Origin of the sequence: Jatrophihabitans sp. GAS493 (assembly GCF_900230215.1) — a bacterium.
GTDB lineage: Bacteria > Actinomycetota > Actinomycetes > Mycobacteriales > Jatrophihabitantaceae > MT45.
The window spans coordinates 3,009,229-3,027,327 of the sequence record NZ_LT907982.1; the positions used below are offsets into that span (position 1 = coordinate 3,009,229).

The 18,099-nt window shown below is 65.8% G+C and carries 17 protein-coding genes and 1 pseudogene; 3 read left to right on the forward strand and 15 right to left on the reverse strand.

The genetic code is table 11. The annotated features are described in order from the left end of the window. Positions 1 to 43: 43 nt before the first annotated feature. From CPH63_RS13950 to CPH63_RS14005, 12 genes are all read right to left on the reverse strand, one after another. Positions 44 to 1,066 carry a SprT-like domain-containing protein gene (locus CPH63_RS13950; protein WP_096303493.1) on the reverse strand — a complete coding sequence of 341 codons (1,023 nt, stop codon included), beginning with the start codon at positions 1,064 to 1,066 and terminating at the stop codon, positions 44 to 46. Positions 1,067 to 1,610: 544 nt separating this feature from the next. Next, complete coding sequence (locus CPH63_RS13960) at positions 1,611 to 2,342, reverse strand: hypothetical protein (RefSeq protein WP_096303495.1); 732 nt, start codon at positions 2,340 to 2,342, stop codon at positions 1,611 to 1,613. A 34-nt stretch (positions 2,343 to 2,376) separates the two neighbouring features. After that, positions 2,377 to 2,856, reverse strand: a complete 480-nt coding sequence (locus tag CPH63_RS13965; RefSeq protein WP_096303496.1) for a hypothetical protein — start codon at positions 2,854 to 2,856, stop codon at positions 2,377 to 2,379. Between the two features lie 17 nt (positions 2,857 to 2,873). Continuing rightward, positions 2,874 to 3,344, reverse strand: coding sequence for a hypothetical protein (locus tag CPH63_RS13970; RefSeq protein WP_096303497.1), 471 nt, complete (start codon positions 3,342 to 3,344; stop codon positions 2,874 to 2,876). A gap of 115 nt (positions 3,345 to 3,459) precedes the next feature. Beyond that, the gene (locus CPH63_RS13975; protein ID WP_096303498.1) at positions 3,460 to 3,906 is read right to left on the reverse strand and encodes a hypothetical protein; all 447 of its coding nucleotides are present in this window, start codon (positions 3,904 to 3,906) and stop codon (positions 3,460 to 3,462) included. Continuing rightward, positions 3,899 to 4,060 carry a hypothetical protein gene (locus CPH63_RS22325; RefSeq protein WP_157749553.1) on the reverse strand — a complete coding sequence of 54 codons (162 nt, stop codon included), beginning with the start codon at positions 4,058 to 4,060 and terminating at the stop codon, positions 3,899 to 3,901. The genes CPH63_RS13975 and CPH63_RS22325 overlap by 8 nt, the downstream gene beginning before the upstream one ends. Further along, positions 4,057 to 5,391 (reverse strand): AAA family ATPase, encoded by a 1,335-nt coding sequence (locus CPH63_RS13980; protein WP_096303499.1) that lies wholly within the window; start codon positions 5,389 to 5,391, stop codon positions 4,057 to 4,059. Before CPH63_RS13980 ends, CPH63_RS22325 begins: the two co-directional genes overlap by 4 nt. A 38-nt stretch (positions 5,392 to 5,429) precedes the next feature. Next, entirely contained in the window at positions 5,430 to 7,019 is a 1,590-nt protein-coding gene (locus CPH63_RS22595) for a ThiF family adenylyltransferase (RefSeq protein ID WP_096303500.1), read from the reverse strand. After that, positions 7,019 to 7,453 (reverse strand): hypothetical protein, encoded by a 435-nt coding sequence (locus CPH63_RS13990; RefSeq protein ID WP_096303501.1) that lies wholly within the window; start codon positions 7,451 to 7,453, stop codon positions 7,019 to 7,021. The genes CPH63_RS22595 and CPH63_RS13990 overlap by 1 nt, the downstream gene beginning before the upstream one ends. A gap of 296 nt (positions 7,454 to 7,749) precedes the next feature. Continuing rightward, positions 7,750 to 7,962: a hypothetical protein gene (locus tag CPH63_RS13995; RefSeq protein WP_096303502.1), complete on the reverse strand. Its 213-nt coding sequence runs from the start codon at positions 7,960 to 7,962 to the stop codon at positions 7,750 to 7,752. A gap of 76 nt (positions 7,963 to 8,038) precedes the next feature. Next, positions 8,039 to 8,524 carry a hypothetical protein gene (locus CPH63_RS14000; RefSeq protein WP_096303503.1) on the reverse strand — a complete coding sequence of 162 codons (486 nt, stop codon included), beginning with the start codon at positions 8,522 to 8,524 and terminating at the stop codon, positions 8,039 to 8,041. A 25-nt stretch (positions 8,525 to 8,549) separates the two neighbouring features. Beyond that, entirely contained in the window at positions 8,550 to 8,828 is a 279-nt protein-coding gene (locus CPH63_RS14005; protein WP_096303504.1) for a hypothetical protein, read from the reverse strand. Positions 8,829 to 9,082: 254 nt separating this feature from the next. Here CPH63_RS14005 and CPH63_RS14010 point away from each other — a divergent pair, with 254 nt between their 5' ends. Both CPH63_RS14010 and CPH63_RS14015 read left to right on the forward strand, forming a co-directional pair. Further along, positions 9,083 to 9,280, forward strand: a complete 198-nt coding sequence (locus CPH63_RS14010) for a hypothetical protein (RefSeq protein WP_096303505.1) — start codon at positions 9,083 to 9,085, stop codon at positions 9,278 to 9,280. Positions 9,281 to 9,341: 61 nt separating this feature from the next. Further along, a complete protein-coding gene (locus CPH63_RS14015) occupies positions 9,342 to 12,236 on the forward strand; it encodes a YncE family protein (RefSeq protein ID WP_157749554.1) in 2,895 nt (964 codons plus the stop codon). A gap of 38 nt (positions 12,237 to 12,274) precedes the next feature. On the opposite strand, the gene CPH63_RS22335 is transcribed toward CPH63_RS14015, so the two are convergent. Continuing rightward, a complete protein-coding gene (locus tag CPH63_RS22335) occupies positions 12,275 to 12,436 on the reverse strand; it encodes a hypothetical protein (RefSeq protein ID WP_157749555.1) in 162 nt (53 codons plus the stop codon). 126 nt (positions 12,437 to 12,562) lie between these two features. Here CPH63_RS22335 and CPH63_RS14020 point away from each other — a divergent pair, with 126 nt between their 5' ends. Continuing rightward, positions 12,563 to 14,524 (forward strand): hypothetical protein, encoded by a 1,962-nt coding sequence (locus CPH63_RS14020; protein WP_157749556.1) that lies wholly within the window; start codon positions 12,563 to 12,565, stop codon positions 14,522 to 14,524. A 235-nt stretch (positions 14,525 to 14,759) separates the two neighbouring features. Here CPH63_RS14020 and CPH63_RS14025 read toward each other — a convergent pair whose 3' ends face one another. Beyond that, a complete protein-coding gene (locus CPH63_RS14025; RefSeq protein WP_172892213.1) occupies positions 14,760 to 16,490 on the reverse strand; it encodes a Clp protease N-terminal domain-containing protein in 1,731 nt (576 codons plus the stop codon). Between the two features lie 962 nt (positions 16,491 to 17,452). Beyond that, positions 17,453 to 17,887 (reverse strand): annotated as a pseudogene (locus CPH63_RS23735) (Clp protease N-terminal domain-containing protein); the annotation flags it as partial. Positions 17,888 to 18,099: the final 212 nt, after the last annotated feature.

The following is an 18,099-nucleotide window of genomic DNA, read 5'->3' on the forward strand; positions in this document are numbered from 1 at the left end:
GGACAGGGTGGGCTAACTCCACTTGGTGGCGGGCGGCGCTGCCTTATTCCGTGGCGCCGTGATAGCGCGCCTCACCATCACCGCCGAGCAGAATGCACAGTTGCCGCCAGGCTCGGTCATGGCCATGACGACCGCCGACGATCGCGTGGGCGACCTCGTGCGCGACAGTCCTGAGGCTGTCTTCAAATGGAATCGCATCGATGTAGGCGCGGGAGAAGTGCAACGTCTTGGTCTGGTGGTTGCACGAGCCCAAGGTGCGCCGGGCATCACCAAACTTGATCTTCCATGACAGCTGGCCGGTTTCGTCGGTAAGGCCGTGCTCGGCGAGCGTCTCTTCGCAGAACTGCCTGACCGCAACCTCACGGGCAGTGGGGCGAACCGATGCGGGGGGACGCTGCGAAGTGAGAGCCGACCGGAGCGCCTGGCGCTGACTCGCGATGGAGGAGCGGACTTCCAGCAAGAGAATGGCCGCGGGCCAGGGCGGCTGCGCTGCCAGGTCGTCCGCCGTTCTCCCGGTGCCAACCGCGAGGACGATCGAACGTCCGGCCGTGATGCTGTGTTCGACGTCGACCTTGGTGATGGCGCCGCCGTTGATGACGAGCGTGGCCGACGGCTGATCGCCCGCCCAGAGGCCGACTACTTCCGATAGCCACGGTGACTCATCGCCCCACCCGTTGCCGGGGACGAGAATCTGCAGCGAGTGGTTCGGGTCCAGGCGTTCTTCGGCCGCGCCGGGCGTGGTGCTGACGAGCGACGCGACGGCCACCCCCACCAGGGGGAATCGGGCGTTTGCACGTGCACGTGCGGCGCCGATCGCGCGCATGACGCCGCTATCGGTCCCGCCGTCCACTATGCACGCGCCGAGTTCTTCGGCGATCGGGACGACGACGTCGGTGGCGAGGGCGAGCGCGCGGGCTTCTTCTTCGGCCGACATGCCACCGGCCCCGCCGACGATCGCGAGTACCGGACCGTCGGTTCGCCGCACCGCGATGTTGCGCGCCAGCTCGGCGTGGTCGCTGATGACGACGATCTCAGCCAGCGCAGTCTCCAGACGTCCGGTTATCAAGGCAGAAGCCTAGTTGGTGTCACGATTCTCCATCCAGTTGATCGAACGCCCGGGACCCTCGCGTATCCCGCGAAGGCCCCGGGGCGTTCCGGGCGCTCAGGAGCAGCGGCCCCACTGACAGCTGTGGCGCGACGTCGGCCACCCGTGCGCCTTGGCCTCCTTGCACCAAGCGCACGTCGCTCGACCGGCATTGACACAGGCACATGCCATGTGTGTTCACCTCCTCTCGGATGCTCCGGCTGGGGATTGATGCGTGCTGTTACCGGGCCTCGTTGCCCGAGCCCCTGCAGCGCGAGCACTTGCCCCAGTTGCAGGCGCAGCTGCTCATCCTCTGGATGCTGCCTTTGCAGGCGGGGCATTTGCCCGAGCCGCGGCAGACGACGCACTTGGCCATGTCAGTCACCTCCTCGCGTAGCTTTTTCAGGACGAATGGGCTGAGCCGGAAACGCGCCGCGCTAGCGGTACCGCCGGCGCCGCCAGATCCGATACACCAGCCAGAGGCCGCCCAGGATCAGGATTGTGTTCACCATGAGTGCCGTCCTTCCTAGTAGTCCCAGCGAGCGATCTCGATGTAGGCCGCGGGGAGCCCCGCCGCCCGGCGCTCGTTGATCGGAACCGCTCCGATCAGTACGGGGTCGGTTCCGAGTCCGCTGGCCAGGACGGCCGCGAGCAGGAACGGGGCCGCGGCCACCGTCAGCGCCGCTGCTCCGGCGGTGAGCATCGCGACGCGCGACGCGGTGTTGGCGAGGCCGGCCTGCCGGCGCGCGTCTGCCGTCGCCCGGATCTCTTGCGGAACGCTGCTCAGTAACGTTGCGCCGACAGCGTCAGGCTGACCGGCGAACGACCGGCCGTCGAACGAACCGCTCCGGCGCAGCTTGCCCTTCGGCACCTCGTGCGCGACGTACATGACGGGAAAGTCGTAGACCTTCCCCGCCACCGACAGGGCCTTGCGCGCGGACTCCGGCATCGGCAGGTTGCCGCGCTCACGCAGGACGGGATCGAGGCCGGCGGGCACGAGGACCCAGTCCGACTTCGGGCCGCAGAAGCCGCGGACACCCGGGTCGAGGGTCGATACGCCGACCAGCCGCCAGTTCTGGCCGTGCGACTTCGCCGCGGCGATGATCCCATCGGCGCGGGCCACCAGCAGGTCGGCGAGCGGGAGCGGACGCGCTTTGACTGACGATCGCGAGAGTGGTGACCCGGTGGGCCGGGATTGTGGCTCGCCGGTCGCCATCAGCGCCGGCGACGGGCGGGGAAGAACGAATGGAGCGGTCATTGGAATGTTCCCTTCTGAGGTGTGATCGGACTGGTCAGGCGGCCCAGGACGGTGTCTGGAAGGTGCCGCTGGATCGGTATTTGTCGGTCGCGTCCATCCACGCCGAGACGACAGTGAGCAACTGCTTGTGGGTCATGGGCTCGGGCTCGAAGCAGACGTATTGACGGCCGCGGCTGTCGGTACGTCGGTGGGTGGCGAGCAGCGAGGACGGGCGCGATCCGTAGCTCGGCGCGTTCTGGATGTAGGCGCGGCAGCGACGGTCCGGGAATTGGACGAACGCGAAGCCGTAGCGCTGGCCGGCGGACGATCGCAGCCACGCTGAGCAGCGCGGCAACGCTGATCGCTCGCCGGGCATCGTCCAGAACTGAACCGGTTGGCCGGGCATCGCCCGGCAGCTCGACACGCTCGAGCGCTTGCAGCTCCTCGCCCCCTGATCGGTCATGCGCAGAGCGACCAGGGTGAGAAGAGCTGAAGCGACGACGATGACGATAGCGATGAAAGCGGTGAGTGGCATCGAGTCGCTCCCTTCGGTCAGCCGGACATGCTCGCGAAAATGACCCACATGATGAAGCAGGCAAACGCCGCGCACAGCAGGCCGAACGCGATGTAGGCCGCCACGACGAGTGCGGGCGGGACGAGTGCGACCGAGCAGAGGACACCGCCGGCGGGTGTGACGGCGTGCGTCCAGGCCGGACCTTCACGAAAGCCCTGAGTCGCCACACAGAGCACGAGCATCACGCCAACGGCACCGGCCGCGACCAGGAAGGCCGGCATCGGATGGCCCCACCAGGTGATGAAGTTGTGCGAGTAGCGGCTGACCCAGCCGGCGCCGGGGCTCGCGTACCACGGGTGAAAGGTCAGGTACCCGTAGAGGCCGCCGACCAGCATGGCCACGCCGAGGGCGATCCAGGCGAACAGGCGGGTGTCGTCGCCGAAGCGGATCGGCAGGTGCTCCTGGGCCGCGGCCTTCGGAGCGAGTTCGGATGCACTGAGTGCGCCCATGGTGATTCTCCTTGTCGTGAGATGAGTCCGGGTCGTGAGATGAGTCCGGCCGGGCCCGAGAAGGTCGGGCCCGGCCGGTTGGGACGGGATGGTTGGGACGGGTTGGTCGAGCTGGCTACGCGGCGTTCTCGGTCGCCTCGGCGATCCCGAGCAGCGTCAGCTCGGTATTGAACTCGGCCACGGCGCTGATGATCATCGAGATCGCCCGCGGCAGGACCGCGGCCAGGTGGTCCGAGGTCGGCAAGCAGTCGCGGCCGGCGACAACCATCTGCACCGTGACGACGAAGAAGTCATCAGCGGGCGCGAACAGCTTGGCGCCGACCATGTTTCGGTTGACGGTCGCGATGGTGGCATCGAGCGCCGGCTTCGGTAGATCGGTCTTGAACGAGGTGTAGATCCGGAGCACCTCGGGATCGCTCGGTGCCGTGTTGACGACACACAACCGAAGACCGTTGTCGAGGGTGGCGTGGACGTCGCCGTCTTGCTCGGCTACTGCGGACACGCCGAGCTTGTCGTTGAAGACCTCGACGTACCGGGTTGCGAACTTGGTCGGATCACACATTGCGGGTACTCCCTTCGAGAATGCGGGCGCGGTACATGGGAGGGGTGGGAAGGCAGCTGGTCTCGTCGAGCCGGAATCCGCCGTCCGCGTCTTCCGACGCGTGGTGCATGGGCGGGAGCGCCGGCTCGTAGGCCGACGGCTTGGTGGTGGTCATGGCTTCTCCTGTGCATTCGTTGGTGACCCGGCGGTCGGGTCACCTGGTACTAGGCAAGACGCGTCCGAAGTCGGCGCGGCAGTGGCGTCCGTCCGGGCCGAAGGCGCGACTTGCGGGTCGGCTCCGATTACCCGGACGGTCGTGCCGGCGGCCTGGGCGGCTAACTGCGCCCCGAGCTGGGCGTCGATGAGGTACTCCAGGGCGCGCACCCCGATGGTGCTGTGCCGGGTGTCGTTCAGAACGCGCCTCAGGTACGCCGGGTCGATCTCGCTGACCGACAGGCCATAGTCGGCCGCCACCCGCGCGACGCTCCGCGCGGCGACTTCGGCGCGCTGCCGGCCGGTGAGCGGAGTGAACCCGCACATGTGGCGGAAGCGCCCGACGACCTCCGGGCGCGTACCGCGCTCGATCAGGGCTCGCCGGGCCATCTCCTCCTGGTCGCCGCCGGGCGCGACCGCCAGGTTGGATGTGAACAGCAGCACCGATCGGGTCGCCGGGCGCCCCGTGTCGCTGCTGCCGAGCCGGCCCGCGTCCATCAGATTCATCAGCGCGGTGAGCACGTCGGGGTGCGCCTTGTCGATCTCGTCGAACACGACGACGCACCGCGGGTTGGCGGCGAGTTCCGAGGCGAGTGACGTGCCTTCGCCGTGCCCGACATACCCCGGAGGCGCACCGTGGAGGCGGGCAACCGCGTGGCGTTCGCTGTATTCGTTCATGTCGTATCGAAGCGAGCGCCACGTTTCGCCGCTCAACGCAGTGAGCGAGGTCGCCAGCCGCTCGCCGACGAGCGTCTTGCCGGTGCCCGTCGGGCCGTAGAGCAGGATCGACACCGGTCGTCGTGGACGCATCTTGGCTGTGTGGTGGGCGACGGTCGTTGCGATGACGTTGACCGCCTCGGCTTGGCCGACGACCTCCTCGCGGATGGCCGCCTCAAGCTCCGGGGCGCTGACCGGGCGCGTCGCGTCCTCGGACTCCGCTTCGACGGCGTCGAGGTCGACCGTCGGGTAGCGGACCGCCGTGGGTGCGGCGGCGCGGGCAACCTTCGGCTCGGGCAGCTTGGAACTGAGCCATTCGATCGCGGTGTCGAGGTCGCTGAACGCATGCGTGCCGGCGGTGACCCAGGCGTGGACCTCAGCGTCGAGCCCGACGTAGCGGACCTTGCGGTCGACCTGCAGCAGGACGGTGGTGCCGTTATCCTCGACCCCGATCCGACCTGCCCTCGGCACGCAGCCGGTGGGCAGTGGGTGGTTGCGGTATTCGACGCAGCACGAGGCTGCGCGCTCGCGCAGCCGGGCGCGCTCGGCCGAATCAAGCGCGGTAATGGCGGTCATATCTCTCCTTCTTGTTGAGGTCGGGGCGAACGGTCCGCTTACGCGGACCGTTCGCTGATGACCGACGTGGGCAGGACGCGGGTATCCCCGAGTCGGCCGACGCAGTCGGACAGGTCGCCGGTGCCGCCGCAGTCGGGGCAGGTCGGGTAGCCGTTGCTGTCGGGCCGGTCCGGCTTCTGCGGGCGGTAGAGCGCGAGGTCGGCCGCCAGGACGCCGGCGGTCGACTCCGCCACGGCCGTCTCGAATAGCTTCAGGCCGAGCGTCGTACCGATCTCGGTGTCGAGGCCGATGAGGATCAGGTTGCGCTCCGCCACGGCGTCGAGGAACGCGTCCACCCGCGGCACCGAAGGGTGGTTCACGTCGCGGACGCGCGACAGCCTCGTCAGCAGCCCGATCGCCAGCTGGTGCTTCGCCGCGTTCAGGCGCGCCGTCGCGTAGAACGGGGTGCCGTGCGAGCTGACCGTGTTGCGGTAACCCTGCTCCAGGTAGCTGCGGTAGCGCCCGGCCGTGGCACAGCGGATGCAGGCCGGCGTGATGCCCGGTGCGCTGAAGGTGATCTCGACGCCGCGGCCCTGGTGATAGACGAGTCCCCCGAGTACCGCCACGCCGAGTTCTAGGCCGAGTCGGCTCACCCGCGCCTGCGTGTAGAAGTCGTCGGTGAACGCGCAGAGCAGGGTGCTGGTGGGAACGTGGACGTCCGGGCCGGGGAGCGAGCCGAAGACGAGGCGGCGCATGGCGGCGTCGGTGATCGTGTCGTCGAGGCCGGCCCGGATGGTCCAGACGCGGGCGAAGGGCGAGACATCGGTGATCGCCTTGGCGGTCGCGTCCACCTTGGCCATGCCGATCTCGGACCGGTACACGTGCTGGGTCGCGATGTTCGGGTAGGCGACGACGTCGGGATCGATCAGCACGAACTCACCGACGCCGCAGCGCGCCATCTCTTCGAGGAAGCCGCGGCTGCCGCCGCAGCCGACCGCGACGATCCGGGCCCCCGCCAGGGCCGCCAGGTCGTACGCATCCCGGACCCGGTCGAACTCTAGGAAGCGGGTCGGGTCGACGGGGTCACGCGCCGGGAGGACCGTGCCGTCGAGTTGCTCCAGCCCCTTGTCGCGGGTCACGGCGTAGCCGTGCATGGTGAAGTGCCCGGTGTCGGGGATCGTTTGGGCGATCGGCATGAGGAAGCGGTCGAGCTCCGGGATGCCGTCCATGATCTGCTGCGCGTAGCGCAGGTCCTGACCGGACGGGCGCCGGCTACCGGCCGGGTGGCTGTGGACGAAGCCCAGCAGGTTGATGTTCGCCGGATTCCAGTCCTCGCGCAGCAACCGGTTGAGGAAGAGGTGGTCCGGGTAGTACGTGGCTCCGGTGGTGGCTGCGGTCGTGTCGAAGTGATACTCGGTGACGGTGCCCGACCCGCGGACGCCGCCGAACATGCCACCGGACTCCGCGCGCTGCGAGCCGACAGTGCGCATTATCTCGTGGGAGACCGAGGTCGTCATGACGAGCGGCGCGGGCGCCTTGAGCTCGGCGGGTGGGATCGCGATGATGCGGTGCGTGTTGAGCGCTATGGCGTGCGCCGTGGCGCCGGCGAGATCAGCGAGCGTGGTGGCGATGGTGCGGATGATCTTCATTAGTTGCTCCCGAAGAATCGGCGCAGGACACCCCGGCGGGGCATCGCTGCATTGGGTTGGTTGACGTTGCTTCTGGGCGGTGTTGCGCCGCCGGCGCCCCAGTTGGCTGAGGACGACCAGTCGAAGACCTTCGATTGGTCGTAGCCCGGCGGCGGGCGGAAGGTGCCGGTCTTGATGTAGTGCTGGGTGCAGTCCGACCACTGCGCGGCAACGCCTTTGGCGGCGTCGAGCGTGGGGATGGGTCGGTCCCAGCAGATGTATAGGCCCCGGGCGTCCGACAGGCGGTGCACGATGGCGGGTGACGATGACCGGGACCCGTAACCGGGTTGATTGACGATGTAGATGCGCCAGTCACCGTTGATGTGGACGAAGTCGAACGTGTAATCGACGTGGTCGAACGTTCGGTACTTCGTGCGCTTGATTTCTGTTGTCATGTCCTCTCCTCGTGGTCCTCGTGGTCCTCGTGGTCCTCGTGGTCCTCGTGGTCCTCGTGGTCCTCGGGGGTTGGGGTGCCACCCGGCCTCGGCGCGGGTGGCACCCTCTTCATCACCGGTCGGCGTGGAAGCCACCGGCCGGGATCTCGTCCCCGCCGTGGAAACCGCCCGCGGGGATCTCGTCCCCACCGAAGGTGCGCGTCATGTCATCACCTCCTTCTCGTGTCGATGTGTGGATGACAAAGGGCCCGTCCATCTCCTGTTGGAGGTGGACGGGCCCTTCGGTTCGATGTGGTCTAGCGGGCCTTGCGGTCGTAGACGACCTTGCCGTCGCGCTTGACGGTGTGGCCGTGACCGGCCCCGTCCGGCTTGCCGCGGCCGCCCGAATAGACGTCGGTCTTGGAGCCGTACGTGCGGATCTTGGTCTTCTGACCGTCGCTGGTGCGCCCGTAGGTCTCCAACTTGCCGCTGCGTGTGAGCTTGTTGCCGCCAGTGCTGCGCATGCCCATGTGATTCACCCCCTTCCGGGGTGCGGTGAGTGGGTCACAGGTCAATAGGCAAGATGCGTCCGAAGCGCGGATCCACCTAGCGCCGCCGGGCCCAGCGCCAGACCAGCGAGACGACGATGAAGTAGATGAGGCTGCGGATCGGGTCCGAGATCGCGAGGGTGACCGTGTCGAGCACGCCCTGAATTACCCCGATCAGCACGGCCGGGATCAGGCCGCTGGTCGTGTGATTGATCCAGACGTACTGACCGGCGAAGTACAGGAACGGGGCGGCGAAGGCGAGCAGTACGCCGACCCGAATCGCCGTCATTGCCTGAGCGCGTCGGTCGAACTGCTCGATACCCCCGCGTCGACGGACGAGGCGGGTATCGCGGGAGCGCACCGTCGCGTGCACGGCTCCGAGTCCCGAGTCGAATCTGACCCGCAAGCGAGAGCCGGTCCGGTTGAGGACGACGCCATGAGTGCCGCGTCTGAGGCCCCTTCCGGTCGGCGAGTCAACGATGCTCAGCGGCACCCGGCGTTTGAGGGCGACCCAGTCGCCCGCTGAAGCGTTTGATCCGAACATCGAGCACCTCCTGTCAGGTCGGCGATCAGGGAAGGGGGAGCTTGAACTTGAGCTTGGGATCGACCGGGCGCGGTTCAACCGGGCGGAGCTCGTCTTCGTTGACTGCGCCCATGAGGTTGTTGCCGTCTTGGCGCATCTGCTGGTGCACCTTCTTCTCGTTCTCGGCGAGGTCGTGCACCTGCTGCTCCTGCCGCTGATGCTCTGCCTGCTGCGGCGTCGTGTGTTTCGGGGCCAGGGCGGTAAAGCCGATGGTTGCGATAGTCGCGGTGACGGCAACGACCGCTGTGAATTGCTTGATGGACATGGACTTCCTCTCGTCAGCGTGCTGGTACGACGAGTTAGGCAAATCGCGTCCGAAGGATCAGGCGTAACTCGAGGAGACTCCCTGGTCAGGTCGCGAATCTCGTCGGGCGTGAACGCCTGGATCGCGGTGCCGTTCCGCGCCGCCTCGACGACAGACCGTTCCACGGCCTGCGATCGTGACAGCGGTAGGGCTTCGACATACACGCTCAGCATGACGCCACGGTCGATCTGAACCGGCCGCTCAATCAGGCCGACGTGACGAAGCTGGCGGCGATGCCCCCGGTGTCGAGCACGCTCAAGGGCGTCACGGTCGAGCTCTACGGGGTCGGGGCTACGCGTGACACAGCGCCGGCGCCGGCGGACTGGATCAGTTTCATTAGCTCATTTGCCACCCAGGTCTGCGAGCGGACGAAGGCGACCTGCGAATCCCGGACCCAGTACCCATCGGCCTAGGCGGCGGTATCCCTGGCGACTTAGCCCTTCAGGGATACTTCGCTGGGGGAGGGCCGGGAGCGTGCGGGAAGTGGTGAGCGGCATTAGAAGCAATGTCGGATCTCGCCGATCGCGCGCCGCCTTGATTCTGGCGTTGCTGCTTGGTGTCATCGGCGGTGGCCTGCTTGCCGCGCCCGCAGCAGAGGCGGCGCCGCTTCGGGTGACGCCACAGATGCTGCGGGCCGACATGGTTACCGCGGATCAGCTGCCGGGTTTCTACGTCAACAGCGACCACGAAGTGCCGCTGACCGACGTCATCGGAGGGACGTCTAAGTACTACCAGGACCTGCGCCGACAGGGGCTGCAAGCGTCCTGGAGCCGCGGATTACTCAGCTCGAATGGGCTCCAGCAACTGAGCATCAGGCTGGTGGCCTGGCAGAACCTCGAGTCACCGAAGGCGGCGGCGACGAAAGTAGGACCGGATGTCGCCGGCCTACCGAGCGGTTGGCATGGCCGCCTTAACGTCTCGAACCAGCAGGTCTACGAACTGGACGCCGACTTCGCCAAGTCCGCCGTCTCGATCGAGATCCTCGGCGAGGTAGTGAGCCACGATGCCGTGGCGCACGACGAGCTCGTCGCGCTGATGAACGATGTTGCCACGCTGCAGGCTCAACGCGTGCCGGACTATCCGCAGGTGAATTTTGCAGGCGTGTCGACGTCGTCGACACGCCTGCAGCTCTTCTTCGGAGTGCCGATCTACGTGCTGCTGGTGCTGGCGCTGACGGCCTTGTGGGCGGGTCTGCGCGACCGGGGCAGCCGCGACCGCTGGCTGCGATTCTTTCGCGCTCGCCCGAACCAACCGTTACCGCCGGATGTGCGCGACGTCAGCCTCGCTTCGAACACCCTGATCCGCGTCTACCGCCACCGTACTGCAGTGCGCTTCGCCGTCGTCGCCGTCATCTATGGCGTTACGTTCCCGTTCGCACTGATCGTTCAGGGCAGCGTCCTACTCGCGGTCGGCGTATTGAGCTTCATCCGCCAGATCGTGCGGGCGCGGCGGTCGTCCCGGTACAGCTTCCAGGCCCCCTATTCGGCTCGCACGCTGGTCATCGGCGCGGCCGGTTCATTGCTCAGCCTCGCGCTGGCCGCAGCTGGGCTGCTTGCGTTCTTCATCTTTGTGGTCATCGAATTGGTCGGTTTCCACGGGCAGGTGTCGGCGGAACTAGAGCGACTCTCGCAATTGTTCTACGCAGGCGCAGCGCTCTTTCTGCTCTGGCTATCGGACGTGCCGTATCGGCTGGCACGTCGGTTCTGGTCGCGGAGGACGCAGGATCTGCTCCGGCAGGACACCCGACCCGAGGTGCTCTACCTGCGAAGCTGGGGCGATGACCGGATCCGCGTCCGGGTGCATCGCAGCGGTCGGCAGTCGGTTCTGGACCGGCTCTCGTTGCGCCGCCGCGACAGTCTCGAGGAGCTCATCGCCTGGGCGGCGTGGGAGCGGGGCCCGGTGGTCGGTCTGGGCGAACCGGGGACCCGACTGCCGCCGCTGGGCGCCGCGCGCGAGTTCTATCCCGACGAACACTGGCAATTCGCGGTGCAGTCGAAGATCGATAGTTCGTCGATGATCATTTTGTTCGCCGGCGCGACCGCGAACCTGGAATGGGAGCTGGCCGAGGTGTTGCGGCGCGGTGCGCTCACCCGGACCGTCGTTGTCTTCCCGCCCTCATCGGCGGGTGAGCAGGTCGGGCGCGAACGATCGGTGCTGCGCAACCTGCCGGTGGAGCCGAGTCTGTTGGCGACCGTCCACCAGGCCGGCTTGCATCCCTTGCTGCTCGCCTTCGATGCGCACAATCGGAGGCCGGTCCTCTTCAGCGGCGTGTGCCGCGACGATGTCAGCTTCGAGCGCGCCTGGACCGACGCGGCGGCCCTCGTGGCCACCAACGCGGCCGGGCAGTCGGCCTTGCCGCTCGCGATCCCGGCGTCGTACTTCGCTTCGCTGCCGGTGTTTTCCCCGAGCCCGCCCCGCCGCCGGCGCACTCGGCGCCGACGCAATTGGAACGCGGTCGTCTGGACGGTGGCGCTGGTGCTGTGGAGCACTACCACAGCCGTGGACTACGTCGGTGGGCACAATAGCGATCCGACGGCGCACATCGCTTCATCCTCGATCCTGGCTCGGGTCAGCGCTGACACGCTGGGAGCGGCTCCAGGCCTCGATTGGATCGCCGGGACGCAGGCCGACCAGCTGGTCCTGTCGGCGGCCGGGGCGACCGCGCCCCGCGCAGTGAGCACGCCCCGTCCTCCGAATCGGATTGTCGGCGACCGCAGCGCCGTTTATTACACGCTGCCGATCGACCAGCAAATCCGCGCGGTCGCTCACGACGGGACGCCGTTGTGGACGGCCGACCTGCACGCAGACGTAGGCGACATCGCGGTGAACGACTCGGGACTCTTCGTCAGTCTGCCGGAGTCGGGATCGGTCGAAGAACTCGATCCGGCCACCGGCGCGGTACGGGCGCAGGTGAGCGTCGGTGCCCACCCCAAGTGGCTGGTAGCCGATGGTTCGCTGCTGTACGTCGCGGATCCTTCCGGCCTCGTCACCTCGATCGACCTACCTGCGCTGCGGGTGCGGTCTTCGGTGCATCTCGGCCTAAGCCCGTCGGGGCTCATCGAGTCGGGCGGCGACGTGGCCGTTCCCAGCATCGTCGACGACGCCGTGGTCGGGTTCGACGCCGCCTCCGGGCGTCAGCTCTGGCGAACGCCCCTCACCTTCCCGACCTTGAGTCTGGCCGTGGACGGCACACGGGCGGTCATCGCCATCCAGGGTCCTGGGCACACCGGTCTGGTTGCCTTCGATCTGATGACCGGCGCCATCGTGCGAACCTGGTCGCTTCCCGCGGTCGCCGCAGACGTGATCATTGACGGCGACCGCTACGTCTGTACCCTGCCGAGCCTGGGCATCGTGATGCAGGTGTCCTGAGCTCTGTCGCCGAATCAGCTAACCGACTTGGACTGCGTTCAACCGGGGTGCTGGCGCCGGTGGTTCGGAGAATGACCGGATGGAGTGTGCGTCCACGAACGCACCGAACCAGAGGGGATCTCCTCGTTGAGCGCGGAGTCGATGGCCGGCCGGACGAGTTCCTCGACGACATCACTTCGGCCCGGGTCGAGCACCTTCATTACGCTTGCCGACACACCCTCGCAATCGCCGGGTGACTCAGGAAAGCGAGTCCCCGAACTTGGCGGGAGGCCTCAAGGCGCCGTTCCTGTTCGGGGTGCGCCGCGAAGACCGTTGGGAGGAGATACGTGACTCACGTCGTTGCTGCAATCGCCTCTCATACCTGGGTGCAGATCCTTTTGGGCGTCGTCCTCGTGCTTGGGTTGATCAAACACTTTGGCATCAAGGACCTCTCCATTTTCCTTTTTGGGTTCGTGCTTCCGCTCGGGCTCATAGTCGGGAGCGCATTTCTACTACAAAAACCTCGGACGTTTGACCCGCGCTCGAAACGCTGCGATGCGGTGATGAAGACGCTGTCTTCGGTTGTGGACTTCGGAGCGTCGGAGAACTCGATCAAGTCAAGTCGTGTGTCGGCTAAGGTAGCGAAGGGCGATACACGAGGTCTTGAAGGTTACTGGTCGAACGAGTGCGTCGCTTACAGCGCCTTCAGTGACAAAGACTTGAGTGTGGTTGTCAACGTCGGAGACTTCGGCACGCACTCGTTCGCGGCAGGTGAGGTCTGGCAAGGCGGACAGAAGTTGGAGATTCCTTCTGGCGCTCCTGGCACGCCGCGTCTGTTGGCCGCTTGGAAGAGCGGAACCGCTGTGGTCATTAACTACCAGTTCGCAACTGGTCGCCTTTGGGCCAGCATCCAGGTGACATTTGCCTATCCGACGAGCTACTCGCTCGATCAGGGGACAGCGAAGACGGTACAGATCGCCTCAGACTTCTACCGTCATATGCCTACCACGCGGGACCTTGACGTTGACCGGCAGTTCCGCGATCACCTCGCGTGGGTGTGGGCCGCGTGGATTGTCCTTCTGGCCCTAGTTCCTGTCCTTCTTGCGCCGTTCATAGCGGGCCGCGCGATCACGAAGTGGAAGCTGCTGGTCGTCTTGGTGGGGGTCGCGAAGTTGGTGGGCAGAGAGAAGAGCGGTCCACTTCCGGGGCTCTCCCTCGTGCGAAGCATGAGGGTTGCTCGGCTTGCCCGCTCCGGGAGCGCGTTCCTGGTCACGATTCTTTGGGGTGCAGCGACGCTCGCTTTGGTGTGGGTGCTACCGTCACAGTTCTCCCTGCTTGCCACCGCGGCGGTGATTGCCGCGATTTTCCTGCCGGTTGAGGTACTGCGAACAGCGCTCTTGGGGGCCACGCGTCAATATCGGTACCTGCGCCCGAACTCCGCTGCCGAGTGGCAACGAGTACTCGTTCTCGCCTTGATCGACTCTGTGTTCGTGGGTGGCGTCATGTACGTGGCGGCCCGTCTCGCGGTCGCGTGGATGATGGTTCCGTTGGCCGCCGACAACAACGGAGGATCTTGGGCGGCACTGATCTGGGCAGTTTTCCTCGGGCCGGTGGTATTTCTGATCATGAGTTTCCTTCTGCAACTGGCGCGGCCGCTGCGGAGAAGGTCGGCAGAGCAGGTTATGCAGCGTGACCAGCGCAAACAGCTGCTCTACCTGCGTTCCTTCAGAGACGATCGCGTGAGCATGCCAACGCACTTTTCGCTGTTCAACCCGCTTTCATATGTTTTCGACTGGAACCGCGTGGAGCCCTACGAGGAATTTCTGGCAAGAGCGCTTTGGAGGAATGGCCCGGTGCTGGCCGTGGGGCGGCCCGGTGAGCGTCGAGCACCTCTTGGCGCGGCCCGCGTCTACTATCCGGACGAGGCTTGGCAGTCCGCGGTCACGAACCTGATTCAGTCAAGTGAGTTGCTAGTGGTCACGATGGGCAGGACGGCTGGCCTGAGCTGGGAACTGGCCCAACTAAAAAGTCTTGGTGCACTCGGGAAGGCCATCGTGCTCGTGCCACCAACAGCCGGTGACTTGACGCGAGTTGCAGTCCTAGCCAAGGAGCTTGACGTCGAGGACGTGTGGAGCGGCGATGAGGGCGCCCTCGTTCCAAGCGCCTTCTGGTTTGACCTCCAGAGTCGGCCTCAAGCTCTCTATGCAGACGTGCTTGATGACACGGCCTACGAAGTGAGCATCGGCTATGCGATTAGGCGCATTCGGGGTGAAAGGGAAACCCTGGAGCGCATGCTACAAGACGGTTGACCTCGGAGGTGGGTGGCGTCGGGCTGAGCGTGTGGGGTTCCGAAACGCAGTGCGTCGCGATCTTGGGCGGCTACGCGGCTGGGAGGTACTCCTTGATGAGGCCGCCGACAATCGGATGGCGGATGCCGGCCGGCCGCGAGTTTGTGGGTGCTGTCCGCAGCGGTGAGGGCGGTCGATGGGCTTGGCCTCGGTGTGGCCGTTGCTGGTTGTGGTGTGATCCAGTCCCCGTCGGCCACTAGATCACGTTGGAGGCGATGGCGCGCGCCTGATCCAGACTGAGGGCGAAGAACGGGATGGCCTTCGCGATCGCGCCCTTCCTGTGTTGATGCGCTGCCAGCACGAGGTGGCTGGTGAGGATTTCTGACGAGCCCATTCGGCGGGCCTCACCCTCAGCACTTCTCAGGATTCCCGGCATGTCGGCGTCGAACTCTGCGGAGGTCGCCCGGACACGGTTGTTCACTGTGAAGGTTGAGATGATTTGTTGGGCGGCCCAGCCTGCGCTGATGCTGGTGAGCGACTCGAAGTCGGATGCAGCGGTAGCGATCAGGCCAAGGAGGAAGTGCCCTGGTGTGATTGCTGATGCTCCGCGAGAGACAGCCTCGCTCCGAGCCGCTTCCAGGCTGCGCTGCGCATGCAGGCTGAACGGGGTAGGACCGCGGGAGCTTTCGGCCTTCGGAGCCGGCGACTTTCGGTCGACTGGCTCACTGATAGCGCGCGCGAGAACGTTCGGGATGCGTTGCTCGGGGGGCTCGATCTCGTGTTCGCGTAGCTCCGTCGCGACGAACGCCTGTACTTTCTCGGCCATCTTGCTCGAGTCCCGGACCAGGACTCGATGGATCGTCAAAGCGGCGAGGTACTCCAGCGCGGTTCTCCCGAGCGCTGTGTGCACCACTGGAGTCAAGTCGCCAGTGGCGGTGGAAAAGCTGATTCCGACGACGAAATACGGGTGGTACGAGGCGAGCGGAAAGTCTTCTATACCCAGGTCACTCAGCACGCGCTCCAGGCGGCGGACCGAATGCTGCGGAGTGTCCGGAGGTAGCAGGACGAGAACCTTCTGAAGCAGCCCCCAGCGCCGCAACTTGTCGATCTCCCAGGCAAGCCCTTGCGTCAGCCCGCCCACCATGACTATGCGTTCGGCTCGGTGCGCCGTGTATTGGACTGCGTCCTGCCAGCGGTCATCTGGCCAATACGTGCGTGCCGCACCGAGTTCTGGCAGTGGCTCCCCTGGGCGTCCAATGGCAACCAAGGAGCCACTGGTGAACAGCGACCAGGAGACGAGTTCTTCGAACCGTGAGGGCAACGCCCCGTCGAAGAACGGGCTGGCGAGACTCAGGTCGTTGAAGTTCGCTGTCACTCGGATGTTGTCGTCGGCAAAGGACCGCAACAGCAGGACTGAGTCCGCCGGTGTTTCTGTTGAGAACCTGACGGTTCGGCGACGGCGCGCTGCTCGCTCCGCGATGTGCGCCGGGACGTGAGCGACAAGCAGCGTCGCCAACGCGCCTAGATCTAGGGCCAAACCGACAAGCCAACGGCCGTGGTCGCAGCGGTTCATGCCCGCGTAGGCCAGCCAGATGCCGGCCCAGGCGAGAACTGCGCGGGCAACGAGGCCCGGGCCGACAAGAAGCCACTCAGCCGCAGTTCGTTCGCCGCCGATGGGCTGATAGCCCTTCCTCTTGTGCCGCGCCGGCGTGAGCGCCACGGCCACGGTGAGATAGGCAGCGAGTCCGAGGGCAACGGTCCGAATCGGTACTCCGTATGCACGAATGAGCAGGTAGCCCGGCAGAAACCAGAGCGGCAGCACGAAATCTGCCAGAAAGTTCCGCAGGCCGATGGTACGGTGCACTGCTCGGTCGATGGGCGACATGACCTCGATGTCGATGCTTTCGAGGTCTTTGGTGAACTGCTCAAGCGAGGCGATGTTGGCCCGCGCGACGAAGCGTTCACGCTCCCCGCGAGACGTCTGCATGCGCGCTCTCCGTAGAAAGAGAAGCAACAGGACGAAGGCGACGTAACCCATCAGTCGGCCACCGCCGAGAGACGCGGCGGCGCCAGGGGGAGGGAGGAGAGCTCCGTCTGTGCCGTCTCCAATCCATCCTGCAGGCCAGCAGAACGAAGAACGTCTACGGCACGTGAGTAGGCGTCGTGAGCCCCTTGGTAGTTGCCGCTCCAACGGAGAAGCCGGCCGCTCAGTCCGTGCGCGTTGGCGAGGTCCCCCTTGTCGCCAAGGTGTTCGTAGAGTTCGAGCGCACGGCGAGCCCGCTCGATTGCGTTCTGCCTTGCCTCAGCGCTCGGGTAGCGGCCCTCGATATAGGCTGCGGCGACTTGCGCGTGAGCCTCGCCGGCGGTGTCGGAGACTCGTGACGCCTCGGCGATGGCGACGTTCAGGGTGTCGATCGCCTCGCTGAGGCGTCCCTTCCTGCGTAGGTTATCGGCGGATAGCCGGAGGGCCCTGCCGCGTTCGAAGGCGTCGCCCGACGCGCGTGCAGCCTCGGCAAGCTCGGTCAACGTGTCGAACTCGGCAGCTGATTCCAACAGCTCGAGCTGCAGGTCGACGAGAGTGCTCAGCATCTCAGTTCGTAGGTTGGACCCGCGCCATGCCCTGGTTTCGAAACGATACAGGCGGACGTCATCGAGATTGTCGACTAGCTCGCGGAGGACGACTGACGCTTCGCGTTTTCGGTCGAGCTCGACGAGAAATTCGCCGCGCAGGACCTGTATGAAAACCCAGAGCGTCGAGTCATGCTTCGCGGCAGCTGCTGCCTGGGCGTAGAGGTCCATGGCCTCATGCTTGTTACCCGCGTCGTACAGCTTATTCGCCTTGCCTGCAATCAAGCGTGCTCTGAGGTTCGCGCCGATTCCAGACCTCGACTGCTGCACGGGAGAGGGGAGTGACGCGGTGGCCTGTCTGGGCAGGCGGGTGGGTAGCCCATAGCCGTTCAGGATCTCTACAACTTTGTGACGCACTTTGGTCAGGTCAGCATCGAAGCTGCGCAGCACGCGCGCGGCGACGCCTTCGCCCTCGCGAACGAGGCCGAGCAGGAGGTGTTCGGTGCCGATGTGGTCGTGGCCTAGTTCGAGCGCCTCGCGCTCGGAGAGCTCTAGAACTGCTTTGGCTCGCGGAGTAAAGGCGATATGTCCGATCGGTGTCTCTGCCTCTCGGCCGATGATTTCCTCGATCTGGCTGCGGACAACCTCAAGCGAGACACCAAGTGATTCCAGCGCCTTGGCGGCAACGCCTTCGCCCTCGTGAATCAGGCCGAGGAGGATGTGTTCAGTGCCGATGTAGTTGTGATTGAGCGCCCTTGCCTCATCCTGTGCTAGAACAACCACCCGTCGCGCGCGATCGGTGAATTTTTCGAACATAGTTCCTCCTGGCTAGATTCCCGCACGAACATCCTGCCGGAAAAATGGGTCGATCCGACGCAGTTACTTCGGAATTCAGAGTCGGGTCGTGCGGTGGACGACCCAGCGCAGGACCGCCGCCGCGACCACCCCGCGAGCTGACGTCGGGAGGAGTCAAATTCGGCGACCGCGCCACCAGTGCGTTCCAGGTCGGGATCGGCGAGCCGGTGAGC